This is a genomic window from Oceanobacter sp. 1_MG-2023 (assembly GCF_030689025.1).
GTDB lineage: Bacteria > Pseudomonadota > Gammaproteobacteria > Pseudomonadales > Oceanobacteraceae > Oceanobacter.
The window spans coordinates 1-18,339 of record NZ_JAUYWA010000010.1; the positions used below are offsets into that span (position 1 = coordinate 1).

Sequence of the window (18,339 nt, forward strand, 5' to 3'; positions counted from 1 at the left end):
GTTTTACCATGGTCAACGTGACCAATAGTACCTACGTTTACGTGGGGTTTGGAACGTTCAAACGTTGCCTTAGCCATGACCTTCTCTCTCTTACGTGGTAGTAGATTTCAGACCGTCAGATACACAAAAAGGCAGGCATTAGCCTACCTTTCTGCAATTTAATCAATGGTGCTGATACCCAGAATCGAACTGGGGACCTCATCCTTACCAAGGATGCGCTCTACCGCCTGAGCTATATCAGCAAATTTTGTAACCTGGAGCGGGTAGCGGGAATCGAACCCGCATCATCAGCTTGGAAGGCTGAGGTTCTACCATTGTACCATACCCGCGAACCTTCAGGCCGAAGCCGGGACTGTAGGCCTCGCTCCTGTCAAATCATCGACATAGCGCTGATTCTGAATTTGGTGGTGGGGGCTGGATTCGAACCAGCGAAGCTTTCGCGTCAGATTTACAGTCTGATCCCTTTGGCCGCTCGGGAACCCCACCGAAGTGGCGCGTAATATATGACTGGAACCGATAACTGTCAACACTTTTTGTTATTTATATCCATTTTTTTGTCTTCTCCGGTTATGACACCCGGATGGACGTCTCTACTGGCACTGGCTCATTTGCCAGCTGACCGCTTTATCGTCTGCCATGATACGTTGTCGTAACCGCTCGCCCATCTCATCACTGACAGGGATTTCCAACCAGAACTCTTCTACAACATCCAACACTTCACGCAGGGCAACCGGAATATTGTATTGCTTGACCCGTTCCACCAGCCTTTCTGCAGACTCCCGTTGCCGGAACAATCCCAATGACACCCCTTCAGACAACTCACCCTTGGTAATGATGTAGCTGTCGATACCACGCCGCTGTAACTCTTTCAGGATCCGCATCGCCGCATCCCGGCTTGCCCGGGGCGGTACGTGCACCCAAAACTCACGAGGTTCCCCGCCCGGCAACTCGGTTCTGCTGGTCCGTCCATTCATGCCGAGCGCAGCCGCACGGGCTTTTGCATGGCGCGCACTCAACTCATCCTTATAAGGGCCAAGAACAAAGCAGTGCCTGTTGCTCCTGGTCTCCTGACTACGGATGTCTTTCGCCTTCGGCAGAGTCACCGCGGCTTCAGAAATCAATGTCAGCCGCTGTCCCGAGGCTATTTCAAGACCAGTGGTTGTCTTAACCGGCACCGACTCCTGCTGCCAGAACACAGCCAGAGCTAGCAAGTTACCTGTCACCAGGCAGAAAAATATCCAGCGCATAGGGTATCCAGTCCGTCAAAGATAAGCTCAGGCCAGTAAGGAACGTCGAGTGCGACGGCCAGCCATTCTCCATCACCACCGGTAAAAAAGGGGATATACCCCTCATAGTCTTCCAGCACATTACGCACAAAAGCAACCTGCTGGCGCCGCACCCCGGCGGTGACGCATTGCACCGTATCACGACCGGGTTGCAGTTGTTCGCTGGCCATTTCATCCAGGTACGGGCGTACCCGTTCGGTATTCTGCCAGAGCATCTGTTGCGCCAATGTGAGCCCCGGCACAATAAACCCGCCTTCATGCTGATTGTCTGACAACAGAAAATCAACCGTCATCGCAGTCCCGGCATCAACGACCAGTACATCAGCATCGCTGTGCTTGCGAGCACCCAGCATCGCCAGCCAACGATCAACGCCCAGGCGCTCAGGGTTGGGGTAACAATGCTGGAAATCCGTATAGTCCAGTAGTGGGTGAGACAACCACACCAGTCGATCGGCAAATTGCTGCTGCAGCTGCTGATGCAGTCCGGGGTTATCATGCACACTGGCCACCAGCGCACGTCCAACCGCAGGCCATTGCTGGGCAGCCACGTCCGCATGGGCGCAACCACCACGATGAACAACACCACCGTCGCCCTGATAACGCCACTTTATACGGGTATTCCCCGCATCAATTAACAGGACGGACACTCAATTCTCCTGCAATAACCACTTCAATACCGCGGGTGGTTTGCAACAGCAATTCCCCTTTGCGATTCACACCTTTTACGACACCATAACGTGGCTCGGCCAATCCGCTCAAAACAACCTCCTTGCGGTAAAAGACATCCCGTTCAGCCCAATACGCCATCCAGGGACCAAAGCCATCGCGCTGGAATTCATCCACCGCCCAGTTCAGTTGTTGTAACAGCACCGCGGCAACCGTATTGCGTGACAGACCTGGTTGATAATGTCGCAAGGCGGTCCAGGGCTGTTCGATACGCTCCGCATCCTGCGGGTTCAGCGCCAGATTAAGACCAATACCAATAACAATCTGACAAAAACCAGGCTGTGTCTGACAACCTTCCAACAGAATACCAGCTACTTTTTTATCCTCGATATACACGTCGTTCGGCCATTTCAGCCCAGCCCCTTCAATACCCAGCGCCAGCAGTGCTTTCTCGAGGGCAATGGCCACCATCAGGCTCAAGCCTTCCTGTTCAGCCAAGGTACCTGGCAGCGTCACCAGAAAAGACAGGTAGATATTTTTTCCAAACGGGCTGACCCAGTGGCGACCGCGTCGACCGCGTCCCTGATGCTGCTTCTCTGCCAGAACCGCATAACGCTTGCCCAAATGATCCGGCGCCCGCTGATACAACCAGCTGTTGGTGGAATCCACATCCAGCAAGATATCCAGCCGATCCAGCCGATCTGACATCTGCTGCTCGATACTGGCCTGATCGAGCAGCTCGATGGCATCCTGCAGCCGATAACCTTTACCTTTAACAGAAGAATAGGGAATATCCAGCTCATCCAGCTTTTTCATCTGCTTCCATATGGCGGCTCGACTGACCCCCAATATCTGCCCCAAGTCGTCCCCGGAATGAAAACGACCATCGGACAGTAACGCCAGTAACTGACTGAGCATTGGCACAACTCCCGCTAAATAACCGGGCGACTATAGCAGAAGGTTCGCGGCGCCAGAACGTCAAGCCTCATCGGGAAACAAGACAGTCAGCCGGAAACAGAAAGACAGCCAGGCATCGGTGAGACAACAACAATCGCATCCCTCCGTTACCACACACATTCAGAACAGGATAAACGGCCCTGACAACGCACTGTGGGAACCACGGAAAAGCTATTCGATATCAGCCAGGCCCTGATTAAAATGGATTTCGATTGCGTGCTGGATATCGCTCACGGTAGGAGGTTTTTCCGTGTGAACCAGGACGATAATCGACTGCGCCTGGACGTGTTCATCTCCATCCGGGTGGGTAAATACCTCCCCTTCCTTTGAGACAAACGCCAACGGGGTACCGAGATTATTTTGTACCACCGCATTCACTACATCAGCCCAACGTTCTCCCTCCAGCCAAACGGGATAACGCACGGCATGATCATCCTCATGAGTGAACATATCTTCAATAATCCGCTCAACGCCGGGGGCCACCATCGCCCGGACAATAATTTCCGGATATGAACGAATGGGTCGTAACAATGCCTTGATCTTCAAGTCCCGCAAACGCGCCCGATTGGCGTCGTCCACAACTTCGGCAATCACCCGCGGCCCCAGATGGCGCTCATACAGACGATAGCAGACATCAAAAGAATAGCTGTCGCTATCCGGAGAATATTCATCCCGCGACAGCACCACAATATGCCGTGCCCGCTCAACACCGGCCCGGGCCAAATCTTCCGGACGACTGGCCAACCCGGTCACATGCACCACCCCCAGCCGCCGTAAACTGTCAGGCAGACCATTGGCAAAGTCCTGATTCAACAGCATGATCGGCGTATCCGTATACTCGCCACTTTCCCGTATCTGGCTGACCATCCTCAAGAAATAGGCTTCATAATTGTACTTCGGTGAATTGATGATCAAAATGTGGTCAGCCATATTCCAGTCCCAGTGTCCGGTGCGGATACGTTCCCGCCGCGCCATTCGAAAATCGACATAATCACTGATCAGGAAAGTCATCAGTGTGATGCCGCAGCCATACATCAGCACAATCGTCATCAGCTGCCCCAACGGGGTTTGTGCCGACACATCCCCATAACCCACCGTCGCCAGCGTGGTCAGCGTCAACCACACCGCCTGCCAGGGGGTCATGGACTCCAGCCACATCATCGCTAACGCATGAACACCCACAAACAACAGCAAGGTTGATGCGGTACGCGTCATTGAACGAAAAATATTCGACTCAGTCTGATACACCGCATGACGAACACGCTGATGCTGACGGATAAAGCGGGAAACAGGATTCATCGCCGTATCATAAACGCAAACCTCAACCGACGGCATCAATAAACCGACGGTCGAACACCGGGTCAGTCACACCAGAACCAGCAGCGGCAGAGAGCCGCGGCCCATCGTCCGTTGTCGCTGTCATTTGTTACACTGCGGCCTCTTTGACATAACACGAGATACACAATGGGATACCACATTTACGGCATCGGTAACGCACTGGTCGATAAGGAATTTGAGGTGGATGACGCCTTTTTTGCCAAAGCGGGCATAGAAAAAGGCCTGATGACCCTGATTGACGAAACGCAACTGACCGGGCTGCTCGGGCAACTGACCGACACCTATGGACTGAAAAAACGTGCCTGTGGAGGGAGTGCTGCCAACACCATTATAGGAGCCAGCTATTTCGGTGCCAAAACCTACTACACCTGTAATGTCGCCAACGACGAATCAGGGGATTTTTATGTCACCGACCTCAAGGCAGCTGGCGTAGACACCAATCTGGGCGACGATCGTGAAACCGGCACCACCGGCAAATGCCTGGTTATGGTTACCCCGGATGCCGAACGCACCATGAATACCTTCCTCGGTATTACCTCAGACCTGCACGCCCGACATATCAACGAAACCGCCATCGCCAGTTCCGAGTACGTTTATATAGAAGGCTACCTGGTGACAGGAGATACCTCGCGGGCAGCCGCCGTTCAAGTACGCGAACTGGCGCGCCAACATGGCGTCAAGGTCGCCATGACCTGCTCTGACCCAGCCATGGTGCAATACTTTCGTGACGGTATTCTGGAAATCATGGGCGACGGTGTTGATCTGCTGTTCTGCAATGAGCAGGAAGCCCAACTGCTAACAGAAACCAGCCATCTGGATGACGCCATTACGGCTTTAAAAACCAAGGCCCACACCTTTGCGGTTACCTGTGGCAAAGACGGTGCCCTGGCCTGGGATGGCGAACAACTGCACCGCATTGCGCCACACAGCGTCACCGCCGTCGACACCAACGGTGCCGGAGATATGTTTGCCGGAGCTTTCCTCTATGCATTGACCCATGGCCATGACTTTGCGGCTGCCGGCCGCTTGGCATCCGCGGCATCAGCACAGGTTGTCAGCCAGTTTGGACCGCGCCTTGAAGCGGCACAGCACGAACCCTTAAAAGCATCACTGACTCAATAATCCGCCAAAGACCCAGGCTCCGGGGATCATTATGTTGTTTGCCTGGCAATCCTGTTGCCCTGCACGCTCCCCGGATTCCACCTGCACGGCAGCACGATGCCCCACCATCTGGTTATTTTTTGTACAATCTGACAGTGCCCGCCCACTCATCATGCCTGAACGTATTTTTCTTCAACTTACACCCAAAGTTATCCACAAAATCTGTGGATAATCTGTCATGTTATTTTCATTTTTACCGGAGCCTATAAGCGATATCAGTAATAATCACTCAGATTATATGATAACCAACTGATTCTCTTGCTGCTAAAAGCTATTCAAAATCCAATAAAAAAATAAATAACACCTTGTTTTTAAACAAAAAAATAAAAAACCAACAGATTAAAAGACAACACGGTTAATCCATATCATCGTCCCTCATTAGCTGACAAAAAGCATGCCATATCAAAAATTTTATACACAAGATCTGTGGATAAACATTGATTAAGTTGAGGATCAAAGCCTTATAACTCTGTATATATAACAGAGGATATCTATTTAATCCGGTGCTCACTCTTGGCCACCGGATGGTTTCGAATCACGAAGCCGACTTGCAGGCCTGACGGGTCAAGTCAAACGTCGGCGACACCGCGTCGAGATCATCCGGCAGCCCCGAAGGGCGCGGGTTGCCGCCGTGCAGGAGTAAATAGATGTCCCCGACAGTCAGAGACGGCTTGAGCAGTCAACAGCAGGATTTGTTGGAAAAGCTACAAAGCAGCAAAGATCTACCGATTAAGCTTGTCTGGTTTCCGACACATACCGACACAAAATAAAAAAAACCAGAAAATTCATAACGTTACAGCTCCGACAAACTGGCACAACGCCTGCAAAACCCCGGTATGAGCAACAGCCGTTAATGATATCGAAAATGATCAACGGCAAGTGCCTATTTACCGTCCCAAAAGGAGAACACGCATGGCCAAAATAGGGCTGTTTTTCGGCAGCAACACAGGCAAGACCCGTAAGGTTGCCAAAATGATCAAAAAGAAATTCGACGACGACATCATGGCCGCGCCGCTCAACGTCAACAGAGCCGAGCCTGATGCCTTTGCCAGCTACGAATATCTGCTGATCGGCACTCCGACTCTGGGCGACGGCGAATTGCCAGGCCTGTCATCAGACTGCGATGCAGAAAGCTGGGAAGAATTTTTACCCAAAATCGAAGATATGGATTTCAGCGGCAAAACCATAGCCATCTATGGCCTGGGTGATCAGGTGGGTTACCCGGATGAGTTTCTGGACGCCATGGGAGAGCTGTACGAGTTTTTCACCGAGCGTGGTGCCAAATTCGTTGGCAGCTGGCCAACCGATGGCTATGAATTTGAACAGTCCGCCGCCTTGTTGGACGATAAATTTGTTGGTCTGGCGCTCGACCTCGACAACCAGACCGGACTGACCGAAGAACGCCTGAATGCCTGGTTAGGCCAGATTGCCCCTGAATTTGGCTTGCCGCTGTAAATTTGCTTTTCCTTCCTCAAAGCCTTGCATGGCCAGTAATCCCCACTGGCCGTGCCTTTTTTTAGTCCTGATCAAACCTTTCAAGCCTTGCTTCTGACCCTTGCGGCCAACAAGCGGTAACTGGTTATCCCCAAACCATAAAAAAAGGCCGCCAGAGGCGACCCAAAAAACAAAACAGCAGCTCCCGTCAAATCATCAAACGCTTTGGGATGCTGCGGATAGAGCTTCAGATTTATCTGCAACGTCAACGGTTGCCGTCGGTGTCGGTAAAGGCTCCTGTACCACTTCACCATCACCATATTCTTCCCGCACGCTGAGTTGCGCCGACTCCTCTTCTCCCGACACCTGAACAGTGCACGAAGCCAGATTAGTACGGGATGGCAAGTCAAACATGGTCGACAGCAGCATGGATTCCATCATTCCTCGCAATCCCCTGGCTCCCGTCCCCCGCTTCACGGCTTCCTTGGCAATAAAGGTCAGCGACTCTTCAGTAAAGTCCAATCCGACATTCTGGAAGGCAAACAGCTGGCGGTACTGCTTGGTCAGGGCATTTCTGGGTTCGGTCAAAATCCGTTTCAGGCTGTCGACATCCAGATCCTGCAAAAAGGTAATCACCGGGAAACGGCCGATAAATTCAGGAATCAGGCCAAATTGCAGCAAGTCATCCGGCTGCAAAGCCACCAATAACTGCTCATTACTGATTGCTGAGGCGGTATTGATCGGGGCACTGAAACCAATCCCGGACTTGGGTGGCTGCAACCGCTTGCTGATCAGCTCTGTCAGTCCTGGGAAAGCCCCACCAACAATAAACAGAATATTCTGCGTATTCAGCACCACTTCCTCGCCCCCTTCCCTGCGGCCGGATTTGGAAATGCGAACTTCACTGCCTTCAACCATTTTCAGTAATGCTTGTTGCACACCTTCCCCGGATACGTCCCGGGCACTGGCACCACCACTGCCGCGGCTGGCAATCTTGTCGATTTCATCGATATAGACAATGCCCCATTGGGCTTGCTGGACATCCCCTTCGGCAGCTTCCAGCAGGCGCTTGAGCAGGCTGTCAACATCTTCACCGACATAACCGGCCTGGGTCAGAGTAGTGGCGTCACCGATCACAAAAGGCACACCAATAATCCGTGCCAGGGTTTTGACCAGCAAGGTTTTACCGGTACCAGATGGCCCGGCCAGCAGGATATTGGATTTTTCCAGCTCGACCATATCGCTGCCACCGTTAACCGGTATTCTGGCTTCGGCCTGGCTGTCCTGGAACTTCAAACGCAGATAGTGGTTATAGACGGCGACCGATAGCGTTTTTTTCGCTTCATCCTGACCGATAATGTATTCGTCCAGAAAATCCTTGATCGCCAGTGGCGTTTTTAATTCCGGCTCGGACGGATTCTGGGTACGACGCCCCCAACTGCTAACAACCTGATAGGCCAGCTTGACGCATTGCTCACAAATATGACCGTCGTTACCGGCTATCAGGGGAACTTGAGGGGATTTTTCGATCCCGCAAAATGAACATGTAGGCTGTGCGGAGCTTGGGCTGTCTGCCATGGTGACCTCCTGGATCAGTGCGCCACGCCGATAGTCTCCGGCGCAGCAGGTAATCGACTCAGACGCTGGCGGCGCGCTGTTTCAGCCAGAGCTTCTGGGTACGCTTGTTCTGACGCTGTTGCAATTCCTCTTGCAGACGAGGCAATACCTCATCCAGAGGCATCAGGGTGGCCGGGTGGATTTTTTCACACCACAATAAATGCCAGCCCAATTCGCTTTCAATCGGACCTCGCAGCTCGTCTTCCGACATCGAAAACAAGGCCTTGTCCAGCTCAGGGAACAGGGTGCCGGCACGAACCTCCCCCAACAAACCGCCATTCAGGCTGGTCGGACACTCGGAGTGTTTCAGTGCCTGCTCGGCAAAACGCTTGGGCGAACGCTTCACCCGACGCGTGATCTCCTCCAGACGCTGGTAAGCCGCGTTGCGTTCGTTCTCGGCAAAGCCTTCGTTCACGGTAATCAGAATATGTCGGGCGGTACGGATTTCGGGCTTGGCAAAACGTTCTGGATGCAGGTAATAAAACAAGGTCGCTTCGGTCGCATCAACATGCACTCCCCGGCTACCCACCAACTCCATCACCGCTTCGACCGTTAACTCCCGCAACAGACCGTCACGCAAGTCATCAGTCCCCAGCCCGTTATGCTCCAATGCTTCTTCAAATTGCGCATCGGACTCATACCGTTGGCGAATCTGATCCAGAGCCGCGTCCAGTTGAGAGGTCGGAACACTCACCTGTGCCGCTTCCGGGCTGGCCAGTATCAACTGTTCCAACGCCAGCTCATTACTGGCGATACGTTGTAATTTGCGCGCCTGCTCAGGCGTGAGCTCATGAGGTGAACAACCGAATTGCTCGCCAGCAATCCGCAGCTCACGGTAACCATTCAGTGGTCTGTCCTCATGCTCGACAGATCGGGCCAGTGCACTCATGCTGCTCCCCCTGCTATTTGTGAATCCTCATGCTCCACCGGCGGACGATCATCATCCGGAGCTTCAAGTGCCGCTTCTGGAACCTGAAAGGTACGACCGTGAAAACGAGCGTGATAAAACAACTTGCCGTCTTCACGGATCACCCGGGATATTTCTCCCAGATCCCCTGGCTGAACCACCTCCTCACCCTGACTCGACATCGACACAGTTGCCACCACCGCATCCCGGAACTCAAAACGGTTGCTGATCCAGTACGCATCCGCCGGGATCAACTCTTCCTCGCGGCAGCCAACCGTGCAGCCAGTATCCAGAAAGTGCACCCGATAGATCAGCTGGTCTTGCAAGTAGGTGCCGACGTCGTAAACACAACCAATGGCACCTCGCTGAATCAGCAGCTCCCCGACGTCCTTGCCGGGGTAAGTACCATCGTTACGGACGTTGCGAATCAGCCTTACTTCATCGCCATACTCATAGGCAGGTTTCACAGGCTCCTCCTTTTGCTTGAATTACAGCAGGCTATCCAATGGTACAAAGCCGGTTTGTGGCTCGTGCATACGGAACACTTTGAATACCTTTTCGGTCAGGGCATCAGATTCCACAAAATCGGAATAAGCACGTTCAAGCAGTGCCCGATAGACAGAGCGCAAGGCTTCGTCATTACCCAGATGTGTTGCCATGGAGTCTTCACTCTGACTCAGGTAGTCGTGATAACGCTGCATGATATGCAGCCGGTTCACATGAACCACAGCCGGATCAAAAGGTACGCCGAAATACTCCAGAAAGTCCTCCGCCGACACCAATTCATCCAATGCGTCTTCCAGGCTCAATTCGTCTTGCAGTTCCATAGCGTTACCCCTCTGTTAGGTCGCTGTTAGATAGCTCTCGTCATCAATCACGTTATTCATCACGTCTTGTCAGCTCATCGTCGGGTCGTCGTCGCACAATGGCCGGACACCCGCCGATGGTCGCAGCAAGTCAGTCGCTTGCTGTCCGTTCTTCTCTATTCTTATGATACTGCCGGGGTGACTGGCTGGTTATTGACCACCACGGCCGGGCCAATCGATTGCAGTAACGATCGGGCACCCAACCGGTCGCTGGTATCAAACTCCACCACCTTGTTCAGCATCCGTATCCCTTCGGCCATATCACCCAGCCGCAGTGTCAGATAGGCGGCTCCTTTCAAGGCCAGCAGGTAAAAGCGCACCCGGGTAAAAGATTCCAGCACCCCCCGTTTCAAATCGTCGGAGGTGAGCTTTTCCCAATGGTCCGGAAAGCCGATTCCAGGGGCAATCTCAGCCATCACTTCATGGGCGACGGCAATCGCTTCAGGCAAACGATGCTGGTAGTAATAAAACCGGTACAGGCCAACCAGAACCGTCATATGAGCAGGAGCCCGGGCATAGGCTTTTAACAAGTAGCCTTCTGCATCCCCATCGCCGTATGCATATGCTGCCCGGTTCATGAGCTCTTCAACTTCCGCGGTCAGCGGCTCGTCGAAATACATCATCTGGCCTTTGAAATCCTGCAAGTCCATGCTGCTTACCTCACCGTCCCCAATGACTGCCGGGCCTTGATCACCTGTCCACCAGGGCAGTCCTGTTCACAAATCTGATTATCTGTCTCGCAATGGCTGTAGCGCTCTTCGGCATCCCGGCTATCAAGGCGGGATTCCAACAGGTCAATCCGGCTTAACAAACAGCTGATCGCTTTACCAACAGGGTCTGGTATCAAATGATGGTCCAGATCGATGCCATAAGGGTTGAGCAAGCCCGCTTCGCGCAGTTTGACTACCTTGCCTGGAATCCCTACCACGGTGCATTGTTCAGGAACGTCCTCGACCACAACGGAATTGGCCCCAACCCGACTGCCGCTACCGACAGTAATATTGCCGAGAATCTTGGCTCCGGCTCCTACCATCACGCCATCTCCCAAGGTTGGATGACGCTTGCCCTTGTTCCAGCTGGTGCCTCCCAGCGTCACGCCGTGATAAAGCGTGACATCGTCACCAACGACGGCGGTTTCGCCGATCACCACACAAGCGCCGTGGTCGATAAAAAAACGGGCGCCGATTGTCGCTCCAGGATGAATATCCACATTACTGAGCAAGCGGGCAAAACAGGACAGCCAGCGGGCAGCGTAACACCAGCCCCGCAGCCATAACCGGTGCGAGATACGGTGAAAAATCAGCGCGTGTACACCAGGATATGTGGTCAACACTTCGAAGGTCGTGCGGGCTGCCGGATCTCGTTCAAACACGCTGGCAATGTCTTCACGCCATTGCGACCACAACGATTGGCGAGCCGTTAGCTGGCGACTGGATGTAGCTGACATACGTTCATCTCCTCTGTCGGGCCATTGGCGCTATGGCCATGGCCCATGACTGGCTCCAACGCAAGATACAAGTCCACCAACTGGCTGGCCGATGGCACCTGCTTGGAACGAGTGACCCAAATGCGAAGCTGTTGCAGTAACACCGGAACCTGCCAACTCAGCAGCTCGATACCAATGTCCTGGTAGGCCCGGATCAGCCCGTGTTTACCGGAATGCTTGCCCAGTACCATCTGGTGCTGGCGGCCCAGCTCCAGAGGATCAAGGCCCTGATAATTCAGTGGATCCTTGATCAGACCATCAACATGAATACCGGCTTCATGAGTGAAGACGCCTGCCCCCACAATGCTTTTGTTCCAGCTGACGCTACGTCCTGAAGCCTGTTCAACCAGGGCAGACAAGCCGGGCATCAACAGGGTATTCACGCCGGTTTCAAGCTGGTGCAAGTGCTTCAGCGCCAGGACACACTCTTCCAGCGGTGCATTCCCTGCCCGTTCACCCAGACCATTCACCGTTGTATTGATATGAGTGGCTCCACCCATCACCGCCGCCAAGGTATTGGCGGTGGCCAGGCCGTAGTCGTCGTGGGCGTGCATCTCCAGCTCCAGGTCAGTACGACGACGCAGAGTGCGCATGCTGTCGAGTACCGAGAATGGCTGCATGATGCCAACCGTATCGGCAAACCGCAGACGCCGGGCACCGGCATTGGCGGCGATATCGGCCAGACGGGCAACAAAGTCAGCATCGGCTCTGGAGGCATCTTCACACCCCAGGCAGACTTCGAAACCGGCATCACCGGCGGTGGCTACCAGACGCTCGACCTGGCCTTCGACCCAGCGCCGGTCGCGACCCAGTTTGTGGGTAATCTGTTGATCCGATACCGGAATCGACAAATCCACCATATCCACATCCAGACCCCGTACCGCATCCAGATCCTGATCAAACAAACGGCACCAGGCCAACAGGCGCGACGACAGCCCCAGCTCGGCAATGGCTTGCATCACCTCTCGTTCTTCATCTCCCATCGCCGGAATGCCGATTTCCAGCTCCGGCACACCCATCGCCGACAGATGACTGGCAATGGCCAGTTTTTCATCTGCGGTAAAGGCAACGCCGGCGCTTTGCTCGCCATCACGTAACGTGGTGTCATCAATAACAATGGCAGGAAGTTCTGTGGTCATGGTCGCGCTCCTGTGCTCAGTCAAACTCAGGCGTAAACAGGCGCAAAGGCTTGTTCAGGGTTTTCCACCGGACCGTTTTCATCCCAATAAGGTGACAGCTTGCGCAACTTGGCGACAATCGGTGGCACAGCTTCGATCACCCGTTCAATTTCTTCCGGAGTGTTATAACGGCTGAGAGAGAAACGCACCGTGCCATGAGCTGCGGTATAAGGAATGCCCATCGCCTTCATCACATGGGATGGTTCCAACGAACCAGAGGTACAGGCAGAACCAGACGACGCCGCAATACCAGCCTTGTTCATCAGCAACAGGATGGCTTCGCCTTCGATGTATTCAAAAGCAATATTCAGCGTATTTGGCAGACGGTTGGAGGGATCTCCGGTCACAAAGGAATGCGGCACAGCGGCAAGGATGCCGGCCTGCAAACGGTCACGCAGCTTGGCCACTTCGGTATTTTCATACTCCATGTGCTCCATCGCCAGGTCACAGGCTTTGCCCAGCCCAACGATTCCCACTGTGTTTTCGGTGCCGGCACGACGACCACGCTCCTGATGGCCACCCCGCAGCAGTGGACGAAAACGTACACCACGGCGCAGATACAACACGCCTACGCCTTTGGGCGCGTGCAACTTGTGCCCGGACAACGACAGCATATGGATGCAGGTATCCTGCAGGTTCATGGGGATCTTGCCCACGGCCTGCACCGCATCGGTATGGAACAACACACCGGCGGCATCAGCCAGCTCGGCCATTTCCAGTACCGGGAAAATGGTACCGGTTTCGTTATTGGCCCACATCACGGAGACAATGGCGACCTGGTCTGTCAGCAGCTTTTTGTACTCTTCCAGATCCAGTCGGCCCTTGTCATCGACGGCCAGCTTGTGGACGGTGTAACCCTCGGTGGCGAGGTAATCGCACAGGTTCAGTACCGCAGGATGTTCCACCACCGTAGTGATGATTTCCTTGCGTTCCGGCTGGGCTTTCAGTGCCGACAGGATAGCGGTGGAGTCCGATTCAGAGCCACAGGAAGTGAAGATGATTTCCGAATCGTGCTCTGCCCCCAGAATGTTCTGTACACTTTTGCGGGCAGCCTTGAGGGCAAATCCAACCTTGTTGCCAAAACTGTGCATGGAGGACGGATTACCAAACTGCTCACTGAAATACGGCATCACCGCATCAACCACTTCGGGATCGCACATGGTAGTGGCGTTATTGTCGAGGTAAATATCAGCCATGATCAGACTCCTGCAATTTCAACGGGACGTTCGGTGTGAGGGATAACCTTGATAAATTCACCCAGTTCTTCGATCAGCTTCTGTTGCACGCCACCCAGTGTCATGGCGGCCATCTGGCACCCGGAACAGGCTCCGACCAGCTTGACGTAAACGTTTTTGCCTTCCACATCCAGCAGCTCGACATCACCGCCATCGGCCTGCAAGGCCGGGCGTAATCCTTCCAGGACTTGCTGGATTTTCAGGATACGTTGCACCGTGCTTAACTTGGCGGGCGGCGTTGGCTCGGCCTTTGTTTCTGCCAGATTCACAAAGCCTTCTTTTTTACCGATTGCACCTGGCGCAAAGGTTTCACCACGAGCAGCCAACTCTTCGGAGAGAATATTCTCGATGCCTTCGTGACAAGAGGAGCAACCACCACCAGCTTTGGTGTAGTTTGTGACTTCTTCCACGGTGCTGAGGTTATTGGCCTTGATGGTGTCACGGATCATCACGTCATCGATCGCAAAGCATTTGCAGATCAATGCACCTTCTTCATGATCATCGGTCCAGACTTCGCCACGATAATTGGCCACTGCCGCCTGCAAGGCTTCACGCCCCATCACGGAACAGTGCATTTTTTCCGGAGGCAGGCCGTCGAGGAAATCCGCGATATCCTGATTGCTGATTTCCAGCGCCTGATCCAGGGTCTTGCCTTTCACCATTTCGGTCAGGGCAGAAGAAGAGGCGATGGCGGAGCCACAACCGAAGGTCTGGAACCCGGCGTCCAGAATAATCTCGGTATCGGGTTCAACTTTCAGTGTCAGGCGCAGGGCGTCACCACAGCTGATGGAACCGACGTCACCAACCGCATTGGCCTCAGTGACCGATCCGGCGTTTTTAGGGTTGTAGAAGTGTTCTTTAACGGTTTCAGAGTAATCCCACATAATTCTGCTCCTGGTATCGATGCCGGATTGCGGCGAGTCTGGATCGGATATAAATCAGCGATTGCATTCAGGCGCTGAATGATTTGCCACAACCACAACTGTTGGATGCATTCGGGTTTTCAAACTTGAAGCCACTGCCTTCAAAGCCGTCGACAAAATCCACCGTCACGCCCTCCAGCAGCGCTGCACTGTTTTCATCAACCAGTACGGTAAGGCCGGAAAAATCCAGTACCTCATCCCCTTGGGTAACGTTCTCTTCCAGCTTCATGCCATATTGAAAGCCGGAACAGCCGCCACCTTCGACCTTGATGCGCAGACCCGCCATCGGGGCCTCGCTGGACTGCATAAAACGGCGAACTGCGGAAATTGCACTATCGGTCATTGTGATCATGATGTTGCCTCCTGTGGCTACGGCCGCTCCCGGCAAATGACTGGAGCCGGCTGGAAAGGGTTGCCTGAAGAGAAAGTGCAATCGATATGCCACGCCAAATACGTATAAAAAAATGTTTATAATTCAGTCAGTTAAAGACAATGTCGGGAATGAAACGATGTAGCGAACACAACGCAGGCAAGGCTTTGTCGTAGTTACTACAAGCGCTTGTGTTGGGTTTATACGACAAGCGAAAGCGAACCTTTGCCAGACCTCGCGCCTGGCAACTGGCGTATATCCCGGCACAAGATAGCCACCAGGAAGTTGCGCAATCGGGCAAGAGGAATGATGAATAATCAAAAATGGCAGGGATGTATCAGGAAGGGAGAATGGAAGCAGGGAACAAGGGCCAGTGAGTGCTTTCCTGGCCACTTGTTTTATAACGTTCTGAGCATTGCTCAGGGCACCGGGATCAGTCGTAATTCAGTCTTGAGCGTGCTCGCTTGCCCCCAGGCCGTCACCGCTTCGACAAACCAGGCCGGTTTGTCTGGATGAACACACAACACATCGTATTCTGCGAACAATTGATCATCTGGCAGTAACTGCACCGTTCCCTGATTCATCCCCAAGGGGGTTTTCCAGTAACATTGCAGCGACTCACTCTGATCAAACGGATCGATGCGGATCTCGGCAGCATCAAACGCCGCCGTAATACCCGGACAATGCTCAGCCAGGCCGATCTTGCCCAGTTCCGCCAGTAACGCCTGCTGAACGGCGTTGATGCGAGCCTTTTCCTCGACCAGGCGCTCGGCCGCTGTCCCGGAGACAGCGTCGTGCTGTAACGAGCTGGCCAGCAGGCTCACTGCCATACCTCATCCGGGGCAACCTTGTCGAGCCATGGCTCGCCACCGATCAAGTGTTGGTCGATGATCTGGTCAATATCCTCCAGGGCAACCTGTATATAAAGTGTACCGCCCGGGTACACCAATACATTGGCTCCAGCCCGGCATGGTCCCAGGCAGCCTGTCGCGACCAGCGACACTTTGCTGAACAAGCCTTTGGCAATCAGGCGTTCAGAAAAAGCCTGCATCAAGGGCGCAGCGCCTTTTTCTCCACAACTGGAACGGGGATGCCCCGCTGGGCGCTGCTGACCACAAACAAAGACATGATATTCTGGTTTTGGCATGACGATTACCCCGCTAGTGCTTCATGTGTGTGACAGCTTTTTGGACAAACACGAGCGCAGGAGACACAGCCAATACAGTCATCTGCATTGGCAATAGTCATTACCTTCATCTCGTCATCATCATCGTAAAAGTCGTCGTCATCCTCTTCGGCATCGACCACATCCGCACGATCAACAAGATCAAATACATCTCGTGGGCATACCTTGTAACAACGGCCACAGCCGATGCAGGTCATCGGGTCCAGTGCCGTGACAAATTCAGGCGTCCACTCTTCTCCGCCTCGCGTGCGGCCAACGATAGTGTCAGTCATGGCCGATCTCCTCTCTCTGGTTATAAGTGCTAATCACGGTTGCTTTGTTGTGCCGGGTTCCCCCAACACCATGACGACTCCTGACATGACAACAAGACGAGACGAGCTCTTGCTGGCCCATTACTCGACTGATGGATCCGGGACGGTTAGCCCGACAGCCAGGAAAGTCCGGTTATTCCAGCGCTATGCTTCAGGCCGTTTCGGCCGCTTTGGTTTTTGTTTCATATTCCGCCTGAGCTGCTTTCCAGGCCTCACAGGCCGCGATCGCTTCCTCGGCCAGGGCTGGCAAGGTCTGGTACTCAGTCCAGAAAGTGTCTTCAACCACGTCGTGTATTTTTGACGCTATTTCAGTCGCCATACGTTTTTTGGCGCTCACGTTCTTTTTCAGTGCCTTGATCTCTTCGGGAGTCATAAACCGGCCTCCATTTATCCAATACGTTCATCGGGCCACGCTCGGCCGTGACCCGGCCTCGTTACATTTCGGCAACATCCCGATGATTGTTAATCATTGAGACGGCCTTGCCGCTGACCTTTTCGATCTCGGCAATCATTTTTTCAAGCGAATCAAAACCGAAGCGGTGCACATCACGCAGGGTTTTATCCAGTACCACCAGCTTGCCCACAATGATCATGGCGCGACCAAAACCTTCGTGAGTAATATTGATAACAGGGACAGCCATTAATCCGGCTTCCTGTTCAATGGTTGTCGCCAGGGCGTTGTAATACGCCTTGATGCGTGACACGGTGGTTTCGTCCGGATCACCCACTACCGGGATTTCGCGGCGGCGTTCCTTGGTCAGGATCATGGGGTCCAGCACTTTGTCGTCACTCCAGGTGTCGTAAGTGCCGTAGCTGTCCATGGCGCGCAATTGCACTACAACCTGACGCACCAGCGGGTTGGCCAGCTGCTCGTGATCAGCATCAATGACTGTGTCGTTCATGGTGTTTCTCCTGAGGATGAAATAGTAGCGGGCGAATTATTCGCTCCAGCCTTCCGATTCCATGGTGTCAAAACGGTTGGGGTTAAGGTGTTGCTGACTACGAATCGCTTTGGCCAGCCAGGCTGATGGCCCTTCTCGCAGCTCCTGCTGCAAGTTGATCAGCATCTCGCTGATTTCGGTGCCGTCGCTGACCTTGACCGGTTGAATGCCCAGCACCAGTAGCTGCCGCACCGCCGATGCGCCACACGCCCGGCAATACACCGCAACACACCCCCGGAGCATCTCCAGTTTTTCAGCCAGCTTGTCTTCATTGCCATCCTGTTTCAGGTCGCCAAACTCACTAACCTCGAGCAAATAGGCATTCTCGGGGTTCACGCCATAAATCGAAAAGGCATGCGCTGAGCCAAAATGCTGATCAACCGTTATCTGGTCTGATGTTGCAAAGGCAACTTTCAACAGTGTGCCGTCTTCGTTGTCATCCACCACTGCCAGTTTGCGAGTAATACTCATGCATCT

General features: G+C 53.6%; 21 protein-coding genes, 3 tRNA genes and 1 pseudogene. 2 read left to right on the top strand and 23 right to left on the bottom strand.

The features are described 5' to 3' along the window. Nucleotides 1-166: 166 nt before the first annotated feature. The 7 genes from Q8W22_RS08340 to Q8W22_RS08370 form a co-directional block, all read right to left on the bottom strand. Nucleotides 167-242 (bottom strand) — tRNA-Thr (locus Q8W22_RS08340). Between the two features lie 13 nt (nucleotides 243-255). Further along, nucleotides 256-329 (bottom strand) — tRNA-Gly (locus tag Q8W22_RS08345). A 73-nt stretch (nucleotides 330-402) separates the two neighbouring features. Beyond that, nucleotides 403-486: transfer RNA gene (locus tag Q8W22_RS08350), tRNA-Tyr, on the bottom strand. A gap of 104 nt (nucleotides 487-590) precedes the next feature. Further along, nucleotides 591-1,247 carry a hypothetical protein gene (locus Q8W22_RS08355; RefSeq protein ID WP_303433691.1) on the bottom strand — a complete coding sequence of 219 codons (657 nt, stop codon included), beginning with the start codon at nucleotides 1,245-1,247 and terminating at the stop codon, nucleotides 591-593. Beyond that, nucleotides 1,220-1,933 (bottom strand): type III pantothenate kinase, encoded by a 714-nt coding sequence (locus tag Q8W22_RS08360; protein ID WP_303433689.1) that lies wholly within the window; start codon nucleotides 1,931-1,933, stop codon nucleotides 1,220-1,222. The genes Q8W22_RS08355 and Q8W22_RS08360 overlap by 28 nt, the downstream gene beginning before the upstream one ends. Next, nucleotides 1,914-2,870, bottom strand: a complete 957-nt coding sequence (locus Q8W22_RS08365) for a biotin--[acetyl-CoA-carboxylase] ligase (RefSeq protein ID WP_303433687.1) — start codon at nucleotides 2,868-2,870, stop codon at nucleotides 1,914-1,916. The genes Q8W22_RS08360 and Q8W22_RS08365 overlap by 20 nt, the downstream gene beginning before the upstream one ends. 210 nt (nucleotides 2,871-3,080) lie before the next feature. Continuing rightward, the gene (locus Q8W22_RS08370; RefSeq protein ID WP_305415623.1) at nucleotides 3,081-4,208 is read right to left on the bottom strand and encodes a potassium channel family protein; all 1,128 of its coding nucleotides are present in this window, start codon (nucleotides 4,206-4,208) and stop codon (nucleotides 3,081-3,083) included. A 165-nt stretch (nucleotides 4,209-4,373) separates the two neighbouring features. Between Q8W22_RS08370 and Q8W22_RS08375 the strand changes: the two genes are divergently transcribed. After that, on the top strand, nucleotides 4,374-5,369 hold the full coding sequence (locus tag Q8W22_RS08375; RefSeq protein ID WP_305415622.1) for an adenosine kinase: 996 nt from the start codon (nucleotides 4,374-4,376) through the stop codon (nucleotides 5,367-5,369). Between the two features lie 951 nt (nucleotides 5,370-6,320). Continuing rightward, complete coding sequence (locus Q8W22_RS08380; protein ID WP_305452060.1) at nucleotides 6,321-6,863, top strand: flavodoxin; 543 nt, start codon at nucleotides 6,321-6,323, stop codon at nucleotides 6,861-6,863. 327 nt (nucleotides 6,864-7,190) lie between these two features. On the opposite strand, the pseudogene clpX reads toward Q8W22_RS08380, so the two are convergent. The 16 genes and pseudogenes from clpX to Q8W22_RS08460 form a co-directional block, all read right to left on the bottom strand. Next, nucleotides 7,191-8,420, bottom strand: a pseudogene (gene clpX / locus Q8W22_RS08385) (ATP-dependent Clp protease ATP-binding subunit ClpX); the annotation flags it as partial. Nucleotides 8,421-8,478: 58 nt separating this feature from the next. Continuing rightward, nucleotides 8,479-9,348 carry a nitrogen fixation protein NifM gene (nifM, locus tag Q8W22_RS08390; RefSeq protein ID WP_305452062.1) on the bottom strand — a complete coding sequence of 290 codons (870 nt, stop codon included), beginning with the start codon at nucleotides 9,346-9,348 and terminating at the stop codon, nucleotides 8,479-8,481. Next, the gene (locus Q8W22_RS08395) at nucleotides 9,345-9,833 is read right to left on the bottom strand and encodes a nitrogen fixation protein NifZ (RefSeq protein ID WP_305452063.1); all 489 of its coding nucleotides are present in this window, start codon (nucleotides 9,831-9,833) and stop codon (nucleotides 9,345-9,347) included. The genes nifM and Q8W22_RS08395 overlap by 4 nt, the downstream gene beginning before the upstream one ends. Before the next feature lie 21 nt (nucleotides 9,834-9,854). Next, nucleotides 9,855-10,193 (bottom strand): nitrogenase-stabilizing/protective protein NifW, encoded by a 339-nt coding sequence (gene nifW / locus Q8W22_RS08400; RefSeq protein WP_303433674.1) that lies wholly within the window; start codon nucleotides 10,191-10,193, stop codon nucleotides 9,855-9,857. 161 nt (nucleotides 10,194-10,354) lie between these two features. Beyond that, the gene (locus Q8W22_RS08405) at nucleotides 10,355-10,882 is read right to left on the bottom strand and encodes a hypothetical protein (protein ID WP_305452064.1); all 528 of its coding nucleotides are present in this window, start codon (nucleotides 10,880-10,882) and stop codon (nucleotides 10,355-10,357) included. A gap of 5 nt (nucleotides 10,883-10,887) precedes the next feature. Next, complete coding sequence (cysE, locus tag Q8W22_RS08410) at nucleotides 10,888-11,637, bottom strand: serine O-acetyltransferase (RefSeq protein ID WP_368501386.1); 750 nt, start codon at nucleotides 11,635-11,637, stop codon at nucleotides 10,888-10,890. 14 nt (nucleotides 11,638-11,651) lie between these two features. Further along, on the bottom strand, nucleotides 11,652-12,857 hold the full coding sequence (gene nifV / locus Q8W22_RS08415; protein WP_303433670.1) for a homocitrate synthase: 1,206 nt from the start codon (nucleotides 12,855-12,857) through the stop codon (nucleotides 11,652-11,654). Nucleotides 12,858-12,883: 26 nt separating this feature from the next. Next, the gene (nifS, locus tag Q8W22_RS08420) at nucleotides 12,884-14,092 is read right to left on the bottom strand and encodes a cysteine desulfurase NifS (RefSeq protein ID WP_303433669.1); all 1,209 of its coding nucleotides are present in this window, start codon (nucleotides 14,090-14,092) and stop codon (nucleotides 12,884-12,886) included. Between the two features lie 2 nt (nucleotides 14,093-14,094). Further along, entirely contained in the window at nucleotides 14,095-15,015 is a 921-nt protein-coding gene (gene nifU / locus Q8W22_RS08425; protein WP_305415618.1) for a Fe-S cluster assembly protein NifU, read from the bottom strand. Nucleotides 15,016-15,082: 67 nt separating this feature from the next. Next, nucleotides 15,083-15,406, bottom strand: a complete 324-nt coding sequence (locus Q8W22_RS08430) for an iron-sulfur cluster assembly accessory protein (RefSeq protein ID WP_303433665.1) — start codon at nucleotides 15,404-15,406, stop codon at nucleotides 15,083-15,085. 437 nt (nucleotides 15,407-15,843) lie between these two features. After that, complete coding sequence (locus Q8W22_RS08435; protein WP_303433663.1) at nucleotides 15,844-16,254, bottom strand: hypothetical protein; 411 nt, start codon at nucleotides 16,252-16,254, stop codon at nucleotides 15,844-15,846. Continuing rightward, nucleotides 16,245-16,571 (bottom strand): ferredoxin, encoded by a 327-nt coding sequence (locus Q8W22_RS08440; protein WP_305452066.1) that lies wholly within the window; start codon nucleotides 16,569-16,571, stop codon nucleotides 16,245-16,247. Before Q8W22_RS08440 ends, Q8W22_RS08435 begins: the two co-directional genes overlap by 10 nt. Before the next feature lie 5 nt (nucleotides 16,572-16,576). Next, nucleotides 16,577-16,882: a ferredoxin III, nif-specific gene (fdxB, locus tag Q8W22_RS08445; protein WP_303433660.1), complete on the bottom strand. Its 306-nt coding sequence runs from the start codon at nucleotides 16,880-16,882 to the stop codon at nucleotides 16,577-16,579. A 190-nt stretch (nucleotides 16,883-17,072) separates the two neighbouring features. Beyond that, the gene (locus tag Q8W22_RS08450) at nucleotides 17,073-17,294 is read right to left on the bottom strand and encodes a CCE_0567 family metalloprotein (RefSeq protein ID WP_303433658.1); all 222 of its coding nucleotides are present in this window, start codon (nucleotides 17,292-17,294) and stop codon (nucleotides 17,073-17,075) included. A gap of 61 nt (nucleotides 17,295-17,355) precedes the next feature. Continuing rightward, a complete protein-coding gene (locus Q8W22_RS08455; protein ID WP_303433656.1) occupies nucleotides 17,356-17,823 on the bottom strand; it encodes a NifX-associated nitrogen fixation protein in 468 nt (155 codons plus the stop codon). Nucleotides 17,824-17,859: 36 nt separating this feature from the next. Further along, nucleotides 17,860-18,333, bottom strand: a complete 474-nt coding sequence (locus Q8W22_RS08460; RefSeq protein ID WP_303433654.1) for a NifB/NifX family molybdenum-iron cluster-binding protein — start codon at nucleotides 18,331-18,333, stop codon at nucleotides 17,860-17,862. Between the last annotated feature and the right edge of the window lie 6 nt (nucleotides 18,334-18,339).